Genomic DNA, 15069 nt, shown 5'->3' with positions numbered 1-15069 from the left:
ATCTTCACCTGGGAAAGGACGCGGGATTCTTTGTGTTCCAGGATCGGCAAGCGCACAGCTGGGCAGGTCGAGGCCGGGGATCGGTTCCGATGCGTCACGCCCATGAGTGGGCGGGTGGTGCGGAAGAGCTGCGGTCGTCCAGATAAACCCCGCACGAAGAAAGGTCACTGCTTCGAGTACCGCCAACAGCCTCATCGGGCGAGTCGCGCGTAGCAGCCCCTACTGTTCCCGGTATCCGGACGCTCCACTTCCGCTGTCCCCGGTTGGCGCGCCTACGCCGATTACCACCCTTGTGAAGGAGTGCTCGCCCGATGACCGTTGAGACCAGCCCGGAAGCGCAGTCGGCGCCGCCCCCGCAGTCCAGTCTGAGCACCGCGGCTGCCCGCAACCTTGCCACCACGACCAAGTCCGTCCCGCAGATGCAGGAGATCACCTCTCGCTGGCTGCTGCGGATGCTCCCCTGGGTGGAGACCAAGGGCGGCACCTACCGGGTGAACCGTCGGCTGAGCTACACCGTCGGCGACGGGCGCATCGAGTTCGTCCAAGACGGTGCCGACGTCCGGGTGATCCCCCGAGAACTCGGTGAACTGGCCCTGCTGCGCGGATTCGAAGACGTAGAGGTGCTGACCGCGATCGCTGACCGGTGCGTCCAGCGCGACTTTCGTGCCGGCGAGGTGCTGGTCGCGCGCGACACCCCCGCCGGGCAGCTCCACCTGATCGCCCACGGCCGGATCAGCCAGAGTTCCCTCGGCAAGTACGGCGACGAGGTCAGCGTCGCCGTACTCGGCGACGGCGACCGGTTCGGGGAGAGCGCTCTTCTGGACGCCGACGCCAGATGGGACTACACCGCGACCGCCGAGACCGCCGGTACCCTGCTCACCCTGTCCCGCGCCGACTTCGGTGCCGTGCTGTCCGCAGCGCCGGGCCTCCAGGCCCACATGCACGAGTTCAGCTCACTCCCCCGGCAGCGCCAGAACCGGCACGGCGAGGCCGAGATCGCGATGTCGGCGGGCCATGTCGGCGAAGTCGCGCTGCCCGGTGCCTTCGTCGACTATGAGCTCAAGCCGCGTGAGTACGAACTCTCCGTCGCGCAGACTGTTCTGCGGGTCCACACGAGGGTGGCCGACCTCTACAACGGGCCGATGAACCAGACCGAGGAGCAGCTCAGGCTCACCATCGAGGCGCTGCGCGAGCGCCAGGAGCACGAGCTGATCAACAACCGGGAGTTCGGTCTGCTCCGCAACGCCGACTTCAAGCAGCGCATCCAGCCCCACTCCGGCCCGCCCACCCCGGACGACCTCGACGAGCTGCTCTGCCGCCGCCGCAGTACGAAGCTCTTCCTCGCTCACCCCAGGACGATCGCGGCGATCGGGCGCGAGCTCAACGCCCGCGGGATCTACCCGGATCACGTCGACCTCGGCGGGCAGCAGGTGCTGGCCTGGCGCGGAGTTCCGATCCTGCCCTGCAACAAGATCCCCATCACCAAGGAGCAGACCAGCTCGATCCTCGCCATGCGAACCGGTGAGGACAACCAGGGCGTCATCGGTCTGCGCCAGACCGGCCTGCCGGAGGAGTACGAGCCGGGCCTGTCGGTGCGCTTCATGGGCGTCAGCGAGCGGGCGATCATCTCGTATCTGGTCACCACCTACTACTCCGCCGCCATCCTGGTGCCCAACGCGCTCGGCGTGCTGGAGAACGTGCAGATTGCCCGCTGGCGCGACTAGAGGATCCGTTCGGCAGCCACGGCAGTCACGACAGCCCGGCCTTTCCCGGGCCGGGCGAGCATGCCCGGATCCGGGAAAGGCCACCCATCTCACCAAGGAGCTGCGGATGCCCGATCCCGGGCTTCCCCCTCGGCAGTCGAGCCTGCCTGCCGCTGCCGCCCCTCGCCTCGCGGCCCATGCCCCCACCCACGTCCGCGCCGCCGACGTCCTGCCCGGCCTGCCCCCCGTCCCTGCCGCAGGGGCCGTGCCCGTACCCGGCAGCGGCCCGGATGGCGAACTGATCGCTCAGCACGTGGGGGTGGGCGCTGCTGCGGTGAGGGGGCAGCCGAGGCCTGCCCTGGAGCGGATCCTGTGCGGCCCCAGCGGTCTGGGCACGGCGAGCCTGCGCCTGGCCCGGCGCGAGGGGGCGCCGGTGCCTGCGGCGGCCGAGGCGCCGACGGAGGGCCGTCCGATCCCGGGCCTCTACTACCACCCGGTGCCGGAGCCCGACCCGGCCCGGGTGGAAGAGGTCAGTCGCCGGATCAAGGACTGGGCGGTGGACGAGGTCGAGCTGTACCCCAAGGAGTGGGAGGGCCAGTTCGACGGCTTCTCGGTCGGGCGTTACATGGTCGCCTGCCATCCGGACGCTCCGACCATCGACCACCTGATGCTCGCCACCCGGCTGATGGTCGCCGAGAACGCGGTCGACGACTGCTACTGCGAGGACCACGGAGGTTCACCCATCGGCCTCGGCGGACGCCTTCTTTTGGCACACACCGCCCTCGACCCCCTTCACACGACGAAGGAATACCAGCCGCAGTGGGCTCAGTCGCTCCATGCGGACGCCCCGCGGCGCGCCTACCGCTCCGCGATGGAGTACTTCGTCCAGCAGGCCACCGCCTCCCAGGCCGACCGTTTGCGGCACGACATGGCCCGTCTGCACCTGGGGTACCTCGCGGAGGCCGCCTGGGCCCAGACGGACCACACGCCCGAGGTGTGGGAGTACCTGGTGATGCGGCAGTTCAACAACTTCCGGCCATGCCCCACCATCACCGACACCGTCGGCGGCTACGAACTGCCGGCGGACCTTCACGCCCGGCCCGCCATGCAGCGGGTCCTCGCGCTCGCCGGGAACGCCAGCACCATCGTCAACGACCTGTATTCGTACACCAAGGAACTCGCTGGCCCCGGTCGGCACCTGAACCTGCCCGTGGTGATCGCCGGGCGCGAGGGCGTCTCCGACCGGGATGCCTACCTGAAGGCAGTAGAGGTCCACAACGACCTCATGCGCGATTTCGAAGCCGAAGCCGCCGCCCTGGCCGCCGCCTGTCCCGTCCCGAGCGTGCTGCGCTTCCTGCGGGGAGTGGCCGTGTGGGTCGACGGCAACCACTACTGGCACCAGACCAACACCTATCGATACAGCCTGCCCGATTTCTGGTAAGGACGGAATCATCTGTGATCAGCACCGAGTTCGCCACCGCCAACCACACGTCCGCGTTCGTCCCCGCCCCGGCGACGCCCTACCAGGGCGACATCGCGCGCTACTGGAACGCCGAGGCCCGGCCCGTGAACCTGCGCCTCGGCGACGTCGACGGGCTCTACCACCACCACTACGGCATCGGCGACGTCGACCACGGCGCCCTGGAGGACGCCGACGGCAGTGAGGGCGAGAAGAAGCTGATCGCCGAGCTCCACCGCCTGGAGTCGGCGCAGACCGAAGTCCTCCTGAACCACCTCGGCTCCATCGGGCGCGACGACACGCTCGTGGACGCCGGCTGCGGGCGGGGAGGCTCGATGGTCATGGCTCACCAGCGATTCGGATGCAAGGTCGAGGGCGTCACCCTGTCGGCCAAGCAGGCCGACTTCGCCAACCAGCGCGCCCAGGAACTCGGCATCGAAGACCACGTCCGCGCCCGGGTTCACAACATGCTCGACACACCCTTCGAGACCGGGCAGGCCGCGGGCTCGTGGAACAACGAGTCGAGCATGTACGTCGATCTGCAGGACCTCTTCGCCGAGCACTCCCGGATTCTCGAGGTCGGCGGCCGCTATGTGACCATCACCGGCTGCTGGAACCCGCGGTACGGCCAGCCCTCGAAGGGGGTCTCCCAAATCAACGCGCACTTCGAGTGCAACATCCACTCCCGCCGGGAGTACCTGCGCGCCATGGCCGACAACCGTCTCGTACCGCAGGCCGTCATCGACCTGACTCCCGCGACCCTGCCCTACTGGGAGCTGCGGGCCACGTCTTCCCTGGTCACCGGCATCGAAGAGGCGTTCATCAACTCCTACAAGGATGGCTCCTTCCAATACGTCCTGATCGCGGCCGACCGCGTCTGACCAACCGCCGGCCGAAAGCGCCGGGCCGTCACCCGACACTGTTGGGAAGTGTGCTCCTCTTGAGGCCCGCCGCCGTCAGGCGGCGGGCCTCAGCGCTTCGAAGCGGGAGACCGGGGCGCCGAAGTTGGGCTCGGTGGCGGACGTGATGGTCTTGTCGCTCTGGGCGCCGGGATCGGCCTGGTGTTCACCGTCACTGGCGGAGCCCTGGCCGGCTGCGGGGGCGGGGCCGACGCCCTGCAGCCCGACCAGGTGCAGGTGGCCTTCTGGCCGTCGATCACACACTTGCAGCGCGGCCGTCGGCCGCGGCCGGGGTGAGGCCGTCGGGGAAGGCGTGGGTGGCGGTCAGGGTGTCGCCGGGCTCGCGAGCCTGTCGTTGGAGGTCGTCATCGAACGACGCCGCTTCACCGGCGTTGACTGGCCTGTCCGGCACAACCCTGGCGGTCAGCTTGGGGCGAGCATCTCGATTCGAACGGCGCGATCACCTTGGAATCCTTATATGCGTGAGGGTGTTTTGACGTCCACTCCGACGGTCACCAGACCGTCGGAGTGGACAAGGAACAGATCGGGGACGTGTCGCCGAAGGCGGTCACCGTCCAGACCGATCAGCTGGGACGGCCGAGCCGCGATCTCCACGACGTCCCGGTCGAAGTCGGCGAGCAGAATCCGGGCCAGCTCCAGCTGGCTCTCACAGGCAACCAACTGGCCCGTCGCCGCCGCGTGGTACCAGCCCGAAGAGTGTTTGCGGCCCGGCACCAGCGGAGCTCGCGGACCGGCAGTCCGGCTGCCGCTCCTCCACGGGCAATTGGTCCAAGCCCACCTCGACCAGCTGATCACCAGCCTGCCGGTACACGGCCCGAACCGTCTGGCCTTCTGTCGTGCCCGTCTCGCCCACATCAACCGCCATGGCCACCCCTTCGTGACCGGTGCCATCGACGCCAAGGCACTGGCCTCCGCCACGAGTAACGTGGGTGAGAAGCCGGGAAAGTCAACGGAAGAGCGGACCCGCGCGGTAGGGCGCGGCGAACGCTCCCGGTCTCGCAGGGGCCGAAGAGAGGGTGTCGACTGACAAGTTGACGACAGGTCCCTGGGACGGTGACATCGCTCATCGGAACCTACACCCGCCCGGGAACCTCAGCGGACCCGCCCATACAGGTTGGGGTTATACCAGGCGAAAGATGAGGTGCGTACGTTCTTTCCGGGGCGTGGTGCTTCCACGTACTGGCTGTTTCCCAGGTAGATCGCGACGTGGTGGATCCCTCGCGTTGTGCCGTCGCTGCTCCAGAAGACCAGGTCCCCGCGGCGCAGCTGGGCGCGGGAGATCGGCGAGGTGGCACGGTATTGCGCGTCTGCGACGCGGGGCAGGGCGATGCCTGCCCGGCGGTAGGCCGCCTGGACCAGTCCTGAGCAGTCCCAGGCGTGCGGTCCGTTGCCGCCCCACCTGTAGGGGTCGCCGAGGTGCGACATTGCGAAGGTGATGGCGGTTTCGGTGCCGTAGCGGGACGGGGTGCCGGAGGACCTGCCTGGTGCGGGGGGCGTGGAGCGCCGGGCGGGGTGCTGCTTTGTTGCAGTTCCTGAGCTTTCGGCGTATCGCTCGTACTTGTCCTTGTGGCTGGTCCACCACCAGTTTTCGTTCCTGTGGTACCAGTAGACGCCGTCCGTGCGGTCCCAGCCGGAACGGCCGCGGAACGTCGGATTCACGGAGTGGTGTCCAGCCGAAGGGCCGGGATGAGTGCGAGTCGGGGCGCCTCCCGCATGCCGCTCGTATTTGTCGCGATGACTCGTCCACCGCCACCAGCCGGTCGCGTCCTTGTACCAGTACTTCGAGCCGTCCCATCCGGCATGACTCGGGGCCGGTTCCGCGGTGGCTATGCCTGCGCCCGCTCCCACCAGCACAGTCGCCCCCACCGCGGCTGCGATGGCCCCGCGCACGGAGCTCCTCCGGAGCACGCTGCTGCTTTGGAGCGCCGTGACCCGTCTGCTGGAGCAGTGGCCGCAGTCGCAGTCGGCGGGTGTCTCTTCTCTGAAAGCGGGTGCCTGCATGGGAGGGCCCTTTCTGGTGTGTTTGTTCCCGGGTGGTCGCATGTGTGATTGGCGCAGCGGCTGGCTTCGGCTTACGGGGCCGGCTCGGTTGCGCTGCCGCGTGCCGCGTAGAAGGCGATGGTCAAGTCCTTGACCAGTGCGTTGCGTTCGTAGTCGTCGAGGGTGACCAGCTCTCGCTCGGTGAGGCGCCGCACGGCGTGGTCGACGGCGTCGAGGGCGGAGGTCAGTACCTGGTCGCGGTGTTGGGCGTCGATCGCCGCGAGCTGTCGGCGCCGCATAGCCGTGGCCAGTTCCGGCGCGTATGCGAGGTGCGTGGGGCGTACTGAGAAGATCTCGAGGCCCACCGCGCGGCATTCCGCGCTGAGCAGCTGGCTCAGGAGGTTTCCGACGGCTTCGGTGTCGCGCAAGGTACGGGTGTCCGCCGAGGGTTCGCCGAAGGAGTCGGCGGGCAGCTGTGAGACGGTCCGCGCGGTGACGGCTTCGACCTGCTCCTGCAGGTACGGGACGTAGTCATCCACCGCGAACAGCGCTCTTGCCGTGTCTTTCACGCGCCACACCACGAGTGCGACCACGCGCAGTTCCGTTCCTTGTGCGTCCACCACCTGCATTGGTTCGCTTCGCCAGTGCCGCAGCCGTACGTCGACGCGGTGCCGGAGCGCCAGGGGGTTGATCCAGAGCAGGCCGGTCCGCCGTACGCTGCCGCGGTAGCGGCCGAAGAGGGTCAGGACCCACGCGTGGCCGGTCTTTCCCCGAGTGAGCCCGCTCAGCGAGAGCAGCGTGACCGCGCCGCAGCCCACGGTGGCGCCCCACCGCTCCAGCGCGGGCCATTCAACGGCGGGGGGGCCGAGGGGCGTGAGCCAGACGTTGCCGGCCATCGATGGCAGCATCACCAGGACCGCCCACCAGCCGGAGCAGGCGGCACCGCGACGTTCCATCAGTTCCTGGCTCAGGCGGGGCGGGGGCTTGTGAGGGGCGGGTTCTGGCTCCCGCCGTGGAGGGACCGCGGTCTGCTGTCTGCCTGCGGCACGTCCTGGCGGCGAGGGTTTCGTCTGTTTCGTCAGAGCGTTCCCGTGGAACACGCGTTCCCTAGCGGGAGGTTCGCGCACCGAGCCAGAGCCGCCGAAGCCGGATGGCGTTGTTGTTGACCGGCGTGCCACTGCGCCGTCTTCTGGTGCTTTGAGTTCCCTCGACTTGTCCGGCAGCACGCCGCGTTCTCCTCCGTGCCTGATTCTGGCTGCAATGCACAGCACTTGACGCTGCATCAGGTTTGTCGAGTCACACTCTGATCCACAGCAGTCGGCTCTCACCACTGCCGAACGTCCTTTGTGGTTGAGACTTTGGTGACGAACCTTCGTGCGGGAGGCCGGGCTTTCAGCTGCTGACCTTGCAGGCGTGATGCCGGCAGGGTGATCTGGTCTGTGGGAGTCCGGTGGCGGCGGGGCATCCGTCGATGAGTGCACTGCGGTACTGGATTTCGCGGAGGCCGTGCCGGAGGTGGCGGACGAACTGGTCGGGGTCGATGAAGGCGGTGTTGGCTTGGGAGCTGCGCCGCAGCAGGGACCAGACGCCCTCGACTGGGTTGAGGCCGGGTGCGTAGGGCGACCGGTGGGAGGAAGGAGGTGGTCCAGTCGTGCTCGGCGATGAAATCGCGTATCCCGGCGGCGCGCTGGGTGTTCACGTTGTCCCACACGAGAACGAGTGGCGCACCGAGCTGCTGGTGGGCTGCGACGAGCAGGTCGCGGAAGCCGGTCCAGGCGAAACTGCGGCGCTCTTTGGTTTTGTGGTCCTTGTGAAGCATGGGCCGGTAGCTCAGCCGGGACGGTTCGCCGGGCCGATAGCAGCACAGGGCCAGGTCTCCTTCACCCATCCCGTGATCGCTTCCTCGTCGCGCTCGAGCGCGCGCCGGGCCGGGACCTGGTGACTCCACCCGTGCCGGTGCGGCATCTGTGCGATGGCCGAGAGCGTGATGCTCTTGTGGAACCGGCGTCCGATCAGCGTCTTGCTCCGAGCCAGGGTCCAGGTCTGGTCCGGCCAGCCGTGTGCGACCGGCCCTTTGTCCAACTCCTGTTCCAGCACGGCGAACAAGGTCTCGCTCAGCCGGGGCTGCCCCGGCGAGCCGCTGGGTTGCAGGGCCTGCTGGCTGCCGTCGCGCCAGGCACGGCGCCACCGCTGCACCGGCCGCGCACTGACCCGTAGTTGCTTCGCCACCACGACGTTTTCCTGTCCGACGGCAAGCATCTCCGCTGCCTCTATGCGGATGCGCTCGCGAAATGCCTGCCGTTCGGCGGTCAGGCCTCCGCCTTGCGGATATCTCACGCTTCGGGCCTACCGCGACGATCACCAAATGTCAGCGGTTACGACATCACACCTACAAAGTCAGTAACGAGCTCGCTAACGCTCGCCCGGTTCCGCGACGTCTGCCGGATCGTCGCGCAGGACGGGCCCTTGGCCGAGCTGTTCGTCGTTCACTCCGGCCTCGAAGGCGATGAGGGCGGCCTGGACTCGGTTCGTGACCCCGAGTTTGTCCATCATGCGGCTTACATGGCCCTTGACGGTGCCTTCGCTCATGAAAAGAGTGCGGGCGATGTCGGCGTTCGACAGGCCGCGCGCGAGCTGGGGAAGGACTTCTCGTTCCCGGTCGGTGAGGCGGCCAAGGAGTTTCGAGTGGTCCGAGTGCCCGCTGTGTGCTGACAGCTGACGCCGCTGGAGTTCGATGACACGGCGCGTCACGGCCGGAGACAGGACTGCGTCCCCGCGCATGACGACGCGAATGGCCTCGACCAATTCTCTGGGGGGCGTGTCCTTGAGCAGGAATCCGGCGGCTCCTGCCAGCAGCGCCTGTTCGATGTTGCCATCGAGGGCGAAGGTCGTCAGCACGAGAACTGCGGGGGGCGAGGGAAGCTTCGTCATGGCGCTGGTGGCGGTCAGGCCGTCCATGTCGGGCATGCGGATGTCGAGCAGGGCGACATCGGGGTTTTTGCGGCGAGCGGCTTCCATCGCCTCTCTGCCGTTCTCGACGACGGCCACCACCTCGATGTCGTCCTGGAGGTCCAGGATCATCTGCAGGCCGCTGCGCATCAGGGCTTCGTCATCGGCGATCAGTACGCGTATCAAGGGTGAGACTCCGTGGTTGAAGAGGTGAGGGCTGCGGTGGGCAGGGGGATGACGGCAGTGACCAGGAAGCCGCCTTGTCCGTCGGGCCCGGCGTCCACGGTCCCGCCCAGCAGGCCGATGCGTTCCTGCATGCCCTGCAGTCCGTGGCCGCCGGCGGGCAGGGACTGCGTGGGTGCGGCAGGAGGGGCATTGTGGACGCGCACGGTCAGTGAGGTGGCAAGACCGATCAAGTCGATGCGGGTGGACGCTTGCGGAGCATGCTTGACAACATTGGTCAAAGCCTCCTGGACCACCCGGTAGACCGCCCGCTCGTGCCGTGGTTCCAGCCAGGAGAAGTCACCCTCCTGGTGGAGTTCCGCCGGCACCTCCGCCTCGCGCGTCCGCTGTACGAGCCCTGCGAGGTCAGCCAGGCGGGGCAAGGGAGCGCGCGTGGAGCGATCCGCACCGGAGGGCCCCAGAAGTCCCAGCGTGCTCCTGAGTTCTTCGAGTGCTTTACGGCCCAGCGCCTGGATGGTCTCCGCTTCGGCTGCCGCCCAGGCGGCATCGCGGCTCTGCGCCATCATCTCCAATGTCCCTGCTCTGAAGGCCATGTGGCTCACCGCGTGAGCGATCACATCGTGCATCTCGCGCCCGATGCGCCGGCGCTCCCCGGCCCGGGCCTGTTCCTGGAGAAGCGCCCGCTCCCTCTCGCGCTGGCGTTCCCGCTCTTCGAGACTTGCGATCAAACGCTGCCGCGTCGCCGTGTACAGCCCCAGCACTACGGGGGCGATCACCCAAGCCGCGTAGTGCACGCCCAGCTGTTCCACGCTCACGCCGTGACCGGCCGCCATCGCGATCGAATGCAGGACAGCAGACGAGCCCAGGACCGTCCATCTCCAGGCCCAGGAACGTGCGTAGGCGCCCAGCGTGAACATGGCCACGGCTTCGGCCGCGGGGTAGAAAGCCACGAGGTCCGACACCGTCGCCACGACCGTGACGGCCACCGGCCAGCGACGCCGCATCAAAAGCAGAACACTCATGCCCGCCCAGATCGCCGCGTAAGCGAAGCACGGTTCCCCCCAAAGCCAGTCGTGACTGCCGCGCAGAATCAGGTCCTGCACTTCAAGGATCGCGGCACCGAGGCACAATGCGACGTCCCCCTTGGAGAGCCGCCAGCGCGCACCCGGGACCTCGGCAGACAGCGGATCTCCTCCGCCTCCCCGGAGGAGAGCGGACTTCGCTGACAAGAAGGCGACGGATGGGTGCATAACGCCTCGTATTTCATCACAGCATTCACATCAGATTTCACCGAGACCATCACGGACTCACGACATACAACGATGGGCATGAACTATTTTCACGCTCACGGCATGGAGACGTTACTTTCGCTCAGATGTGGAACACCTGCAGTTCTTGATCGCGGTGAACGTATTGCACGATGTCGACCCGCACGTGCGGTAGACGGCACGCTTCTCCTCACCCGGTCGCGTACTGGGATCAGCGTGCCGTCCACGAACCACGGCCTCTCGACCGCCGCGCGGGCAGGCGTGACCGGCTCCAGTTGAGAGCAATGGAGAACCGCTAGGACCACCCGGTACAACGGGGCCGCCGAATGGGACGGAGCCACCGCTACGGACAGAACCCGCGTCGCGGTCGGGCTGCCGCCTGCGGGCATGCGACCACCTGGGTCACCATCAAGACCCGGTGGAAGCTCAGCACCGGCCCGGCCGAAGCCGCAGCCCTCACCAGCACGCTGAACGTATGCCCGAACACCCCCATGGGGGATGTTCCTTCGATCCCCACCGCTCGGTTTGACGAGCTACCGGTTTGACGAACTACCGGTAGGCCGCCGTGCGGACCCCGGTCAGAAGCGGTCACGGTATTTGGTGGGTGAGAGACCCAGGTTGCGGTGAAAGGCACGACGTAGGGCCTCGGGGGTGAACCCACTGCTCTGGGCGACCTGGTCGATGCTGTCGCGGTCGTCCTCAAGGAGGCGGCGTGCGGTCTCGAGGCGGGCCTGTTCCACGTAGCGTCCTGGCGGCATTCCGGTTTCGGCGGTGAAGGCCCGGTTGAACTGCCGGGGCGAGAGACTGGCCCGCTGCGCCAGCGCTGTGACGGAGAGGTCGGCGTCGGGGTGGTCGGCGATCCACTGCTGCACATCGCGCAGGGACGACCGGTGTGCGACTTGGGCTCGCAGCTGCGTGCTGAACTGCCGCTGATCGCCGGGACGGCGGAGGAAGACCACCAGATGACGGGCGACAACCAAAGACGCCTCGCGCCCCAGGTCTTCCTCGATGAGGGCCAGGGCCAGGTCGATGCCGCTGGTGACGCCTCCGGACGTGGACACCTTGCCGTCCCTGATGAAGATGGGGTCGGGGTCGACCTCCACTTGGGGATACTCCCGGGCCAGCTTCTGAGCCGCGCTCCAGTGTGTCGTCACCCTGTGACCGCTCAACAGCCCGGCTCCCGCCAGCTGGAAAGCTCCGGTGCAGACGGAGACGATCCGGTCCGATTGCGTGGCCTGTCTCCTGAGCCAGGCCACGACGTCCGGCCGGACGAATTCGCCCTGAGGCCCGGCCTCAAGGCCGGGCACGAAGAGCGTGTGCGGAGCGCCGACGGCATCGAGGTCCGCGTCCGGCACCGCGGTCATGCCGCAGGACGTGCGCACCGGCGCGCCACCGCAGCTCGCCGTGGTCACCGCATAGGGCGCCGGCCCCGCTGACCGGTGGGCCGCCCAGGCATTGGCCCCGGTGAAAACGTCCATGGGGCCGGCTACGTCCAACAAGGCCACACCGTCACAGAGCACAAACAGCACACTTCGGGTTCTCACACACCTCAGTGTGCGCATCAATACGCCTGGCCGCAATGACAGGATTCCCACCTTTTACGCCGCTTCATTATGCTTGGGGGACGTGTGGCCGCGGTGTGACGCGATCCCGGCCGTCGCGCGGCCAGCGTTGAGCTCCGTGACCCGCCGCACGCTCATCAAAGCGTTCGCCCGGGAACGGAGCATCAGCTTCTGCGGGTTACGGGCCTTCTCCAGGTCCCCTGCCTGCGGCTCCGTGCAGATCGCCTGCCGTAGAACGGCGTACGCCGTCCCCGGCCTGTCGCCAGTCGATCCCCGCCCGGCCCGGCCCGGCCGGTGACGCTGCCCTCGGGTCCGCTCACCCAGCGACAGCGGCCTGTGACGGTCTGCACCGCCCCACTCGTCTGCGTCGTCGTGGCGTCCGGCTTGCCCCCCCCCGGTTCCGGTGCCGTTGTCCATCGGCCTTCACAGGCTCGCCCGGCCCGCGTCGGCGCCCTTTCAGACCGGGGCAGTTGCCCTGTCCGGCCCGTTATGCGGGAACCGCCGGGAGAGGTCCCGGCCTGCAGCCCCGGTTTCCAGCCGCGCACCGTCGCGGCACATCCGGCTCTCGCCACTCTCATGGCTAGACGTGATTCCCACCTTCTGGGCCCTGTACGGCTTCGCGGGTAGCATCCCCCGTTCTCGGCCGGTAACCATGGATATGCCCGAAAGTGACCGGCCCGGGTGGCGGCCTCCCGCAGGCAATTCCCCTTCGCCAGTCCTTTCTTGGCCCTGACAGGTAGCGGCTGCCTTGTGCCTCCTCTCCGAGGCCCGCCTCCCGTCGGCTCCCTCGTCATCGCCGCATTCCTGGAGATTCGTTCATGACCACGGTTGCCGCCACGGCCACGCCGTATCCCGTCAAGTACACGACGCCCTTCCTGCTCTACCCGCCCACGTTGTGGGAGAACACCCTCGGAGACGAGCTCGTCACCGAGCACCTCGGCATGGACGAGCAGGGCGAGGACTACGTCCTGTATCTCTCGGTGCCGTTTTGCCGCGTGCGGTGCCACTCGTGTCCGTACTTCATCGAGCTGCTGTCAATCCACGACTCACGCAACAAGGAGGAACGCTACGTCGACGCTCTGGTCGCCGACCTACGACGCTGGGCCGGCTATCGGAGGTGGAGCACGGGCAAGCTGCGGTCGGTGTACATCGGCGGCGGCACCGGGACCATCCTGGAGACCAAGCACCTCAAGAAGATCGTGGACACGATCTTCGAGTGCTTCCCGGTGGTGCAGGACTGCGAAGTCACGCTGGAGGGCAACGCCCGCGACTACGACGAGGAAAAGCTCGACTTCGTCGCCTCCTCTCAGATCACCAGGGTCAGCCTCGGTGTGCAGTCCTTCGACCCGGCTCTGCTGAAGGTGATCGGTTCGCCGCACGGCGCGCAGGAGAGCATCGAGGTCATCCGGGCGCTCAACGAGCGCGGGTTCACCAATATCCAGATGGACATGATGTACAACCTGCCCGGTCACTCCCGCAAGACCTGGCAGAGCGATTTGGAGCAGCTCCGTGACCTGGACATCAAGCATCTGACGACGTATCTGTACCGGATCCATGAGGGGACGCCGCAGGACAGGTTCATCCAGGGCGGCAAGGTCCCGCCGCCGGTCGACAAGGAGTCGTCGTACGTCAAGAACATGTACCTCGACCTGATCGACGCGGCCGAGGGCATGGGCTTCAACATGTACATGTTCGATCACTTCGCCCGTCCCGGCTGGGAGAACGTCTACAACGAGTGGACCTTCAAGCAGGACGTCGAGGTGCTCGGCGTCGGGCCCGGCGCCTACGGCTTCGTGAACGGCCAGCGGATCGGCTCGGCGAAGAACGTCGAGGGGTACATCGAGGCGGTGGACACCGGCCGTCATCCGATCACCGCGGCCTCCGCCAAGCTGGACGCGGAGACCCGGCGTGAGCGCTATGTGATCAACGTGCTCCAGTACCTCCAGGTCGAGTTCGACGGCTACTTCGCGCGCTTCGGCACCCGCTTCGAGGACGACTTCGCGCCGACCGTGCACCGTCTCCTGGAGCGTGGGCTCGCCGAGCTCCGCGAAGACCGACTCGTGCTGACCGAGCTGGGCCGGGACTGGCACATGAACGTCATGATCGAGTTCACCAATCCGCGGTTCTGGGGTGACACCTCGGCTCCCGAGACGCCGCACTGGTCGATGAACACCCCGATGGTGGACCTGTTCTCCGGCCGCCGAGAGGACTGGATCGGCTAACCCGTCTCCTGCCACGTTCTCCTCTCTCTTCACCCCATGAACACGCCCTAAGGAGTATTTGTGCTGCCTGTTGTGCTCGTCGAGATCCTCACCGCCATGGACATCGACGCCGACGACGTGACCCTGGAGTCCCGTCTGCGGGACGACATCGACATGGATTCCCAGGAGATCGCGCAGATGGTGACCGCCGTGGAGAAACTGCGCGGCGAGGCCATGGCCGACCGGCCGCAGGTGCTGCGCCGGCTGGTTTCGCTCGGCGACGTCGCGGCGCTGCTGGGACAGCCGGCGGGTGCTTCCCGATGACCACTGCCACCGCCGCCGTGCTGACCATCGACTCCGCCGAGGGCTTCGCTCACCGCTGCACCGAGAGCATCGTCATCGAACGTGACGTGGACACCGTCTACGCCGCTCTGCACCGGATGGGCGCCTGGCCCGAGTATCTTCCGCACGTCACGGCGATCGACGTGCAGTACAACGACGGCCAGTACCAGGAGTTCTACATGACCGTGGACTCCGAGGGGATGGTGCTGAAGGTCCGCTCCATCCGCAACTGCCAGGACAGGAAGATCGAGTTCTTTCAGCCCGAGCCCCCTCCCTATCTGGTGCACCACGGAGGTGTCTGGCGCTTCGAGGCGGAGGGGCCGCAGCGCTGCCGGGTGACCGTCACCCATGTGTGGAACCTCAGGGATGCCGAGGCCGCCGAGGTCTACCCGCCCGGCGGTGGCAAGAGCTCCGCCCAGCAGGTCTGCGACGTGCTGGCCAGTCACTCCCGGCTGGCCTTGCAAACCTGGCAGTCCGTTCTGACCGGCAGCGGAAAGTGAGC

15 protein-coding genes and 1 pseudogene are annotated in these 15069 nt (G+C 67.4%); 6 read left to right on the top strand and 10 right to left on the bottom strand.

Annotated elements, in window-relative coordinates:
* The first annotated feature begins 311 nt into the window (after positions 1-311).
* The 3 genes from IE274_RS36920 (at position 312) to IE274_RS36910 (ending at position 4043) form a co-directional block, all read left to right on the top strand.
* Entirely contained in the window at positions 312-1724 is a 1413-nt protein-coding gene (locus tag IE274_RS36920; RefSeq protein WP_190120317.1) for a family 2B encapsulin nanocompartment shell protein, read from the top strand.
* Between the two features lie 106 nt (positions 1725-1830).
* Positions 1831-3144: a family 2 encapsulin nanocompartment cargo protein terpene cyclase gene (locus IE274_RS36915; protein ID WP_190120316.1), complete on the top strand. Its 1314-nt coding sequence runs from the start codon at positions 1831-1833 to the stop codon at positions 3142-3144.
* A 14-nt stretch (positions 3145-3158) separates the two neighbouring features.
* Positions 3159-4043, top strand: a complete 885-nt coding sequence (locus IE274_RS36910) for a geranyl diphosphate 2-C-methyltransferase (protein WP_229910056.1) — start codon at positions 3159-3161, stop codon at positions 4041-4043.
* Positions 4044-4118: 75 nt separating this feature from the next.
* Here the strand turns inward: IE274_RS36910 and IE274_RS36905 are convergent, their stop codons facing one another.
* From IE274_RS36905 to IE274_RS40270, 10 genes and pseudogenes are all read right to left on the bottom strand, one after another.
* Complete coding sequence (locus IE274_RS36905) at positions 4119-4325, bottom strand: hypothetical protein (protein ID WP_190120315.1); 207 nt, start codon at positions 4323-4325, stop codon at positions 4119-4121.
* The gene (locus IE274_RS36900; RefSeq protein WP_190120314.1) at positions 4318-4473 is read right to left on the bottom strand and encodes a hypothetical protein; all 156 of its coding nucleotides are present in this window, start codon (positions 4471-4473) and stop codon (positions 4318-4320) included. Before IE274_RS36900 ends, IE274_RS36905 begins: the two co-directional genes overlap by 8 nt.
* Positions 4474-4535: 62 nt before the next feature.
* Positions 4536-4796 carry a hypothetical protein gene (locus IE274_RS36895; protein ID WP_190120313.1) on the bottom strand — a complete coding sequence of 87 codons (261 nt, stop codon included), beginning with the start codon at positions 4794-4796 and terminating at the stop codon, positions 4536-4538.
* A gap of 378 nt (positions 4797-5174) precedes the next feature.
* Positions 5175-5741, bottom strand: coding sequence for a C40 family peptidase (locus tag IE274_RS36890; protein ID WP_190120312.1), 567 nt, complete (start codon positions 5739-5741; stop codon positions 5175-5177).
* A gap of 413 nt (positions 5742-6154) precedes the next feature.
* The gene (locus IE274_RS36885) at positions 6155-7018 is read right to left on the bottom strand and encodes an SPFH domain-containing protein (RefSeq protein ID WP_229910055.1); all 864 of its coding nucleotides are present in this window, start codon (positions 7016-7018) and stop codon (positions 6155-6157) included.
* Positions 7019-7454: 436 nt separating this feature from the next.
* Positions 7455-8399: pseudogene (locus IE274_RS40575) on the bottom strand (winged helix-turn-helix domain-containing protein).
* A 75-nt stretch (positions 8400-8474) separates the two neighbouring features.
* Positions 8475-9197, bottom strand: coding sequence for a response regulator (locus IE274_RS36875; protein WP_190120309.1), 723 nt, complete (start codon positions 9195-9197; stop codon positions 8475-8477).
* Positions 9194-10297, bottom strand: coding sequence for a sensor histidine kinase (locus tag IE274_RS36870; RefSeq protein ID WP_190120308.1), 1104 nt, complete (start codon positions 10295-10297; stop codon positions 9194-9196). Before IE274_RS36870 ends, IE274_RS36875 begins: the two co-directional genes overlap by 4 nt.
* 743 nt (positions 10298-11040) lie before the next feature.
* Positions 11041-12006, bottom strand: coding sequence for a GlxA family transcriptional regulator (locus tag IE274_RS36865; RefSeq protein WP_372447276.1), 966 nt, complete (start codon positions 12004-12006; stop codon positions 11041-11043).
* 54 nt (positions 12007-12060) lie between these two features.
* A complete protein-coding gene (locus IE274_RS40270; RefSeq protein ID WP_307822197.1) occupies positions 12061-12441 on the bottom strand; it encodes a reverse transcriptase N-terminal domain-containing protein in 381 nt (126 codons plus the stop codon).
* A 401-nt stretch (positions 12442-12842) separates the two neighbouring features.
* On the opposite strand from IE274_RS40270, the gene IE274_RS36855 reads away from it, so the two are divergent.
* From IE274_RS36855 to IE274_RS36845, 3 genes are read left to right on the top strand one after another with little or no spacing between them, the layout of a single operon-like run.
* Positions 12843-14246, top strand: a complete 1404-nt coding sequence (locus IE274_RS36855) for a coproporphyrinogen-III oxidase family protein (protein ID WP_190120306.1) — start codon at positions 12843-12845, stop codon at positions 14244-14246.
* 60 nt (positions 14247-14306) lie between these two features.
* The gene (locus tag IE274_RS36850) at positions 14307-14549 is read left to right on the top strand and encodes an acyl carrier protein (RefSeq protein ID WP_190120305.1); all 243 of its coding nucleotides are present in this window, start codon (positions 14307-14309) and stop codon (positions 14547-14549) included.
* On the top strand, positions 14546-15067 hold the full coding sequence (locus IE274_RS36845) for an SRPBCC family protein (protein WP_190120304.1): 522 nt from the start codon (positions 14546-14548) through the stop codon (positions 15065-15067). Before IE274_RS36850 ends, IE274_RS36845 begins: the two co-directional genes overlap by 4 nt.
* The last annotated feature ends 2 nt before the right edge of the window (positions 15068-15069 follow it).

It is taken from the genome of Streptomyces flavofungini (assembly GCF_014650815.1).
GTDB classification, from domain to species: Bacteria; Actinomycetota; Actinomycetes; order Streptomycetales; family Streptomycetaceae; genus Streptomyces; species Streptomyces flavofungini.
Note: the sequence above shows the minus strand (reverse complement) of the source record. Positions and strands in the feature narration are given on the sequence as shown.

Coding starts and splice junctions, on each gene's coding strand:
- IE274_RS36920 (WP_190120317.1), top strand. CDS start 312: ATGACCGTTGAGACCAGCCCGGAAGCGCAGTCGGCGCCGCCCCCGCAG.
- IE274_RS36915 (WP_190120316.1), top strand. CDS start 1,831: ATGCCCGATCCCGGGCTTCCCCCTCGGCAGTCGAGCCTGCCTGCCGCT.
- IE274_RS36885 (WP_229910055.1), bottom strand. CDS start 7,018: ATGGAACGTCGCGGTGCCGCCTGCTCCGGCTGGTGGGCGGTCCTGGTG.
- IE274_RS40270 (WP_307822197.1), bottom strand. CDS start 12,441: ATGGACAACGGCACCGGAACCGGGGGGGGGCAAGCCGGACGCCACGAC.
- IE274_RS36855 (WP_190120306.1), top strand. CDS start 12,843: ATGACCACGGTTGCCGCCACGGCCACGCCGTATCCCGTCAAGTACACG.
- IE274_RS36845 (WP_190120304.1), top strand. CDS start 14,546: ATGACCACTGCCACCGCCGCCGTGCTGACCATCGACTCCGCCGAGGGC.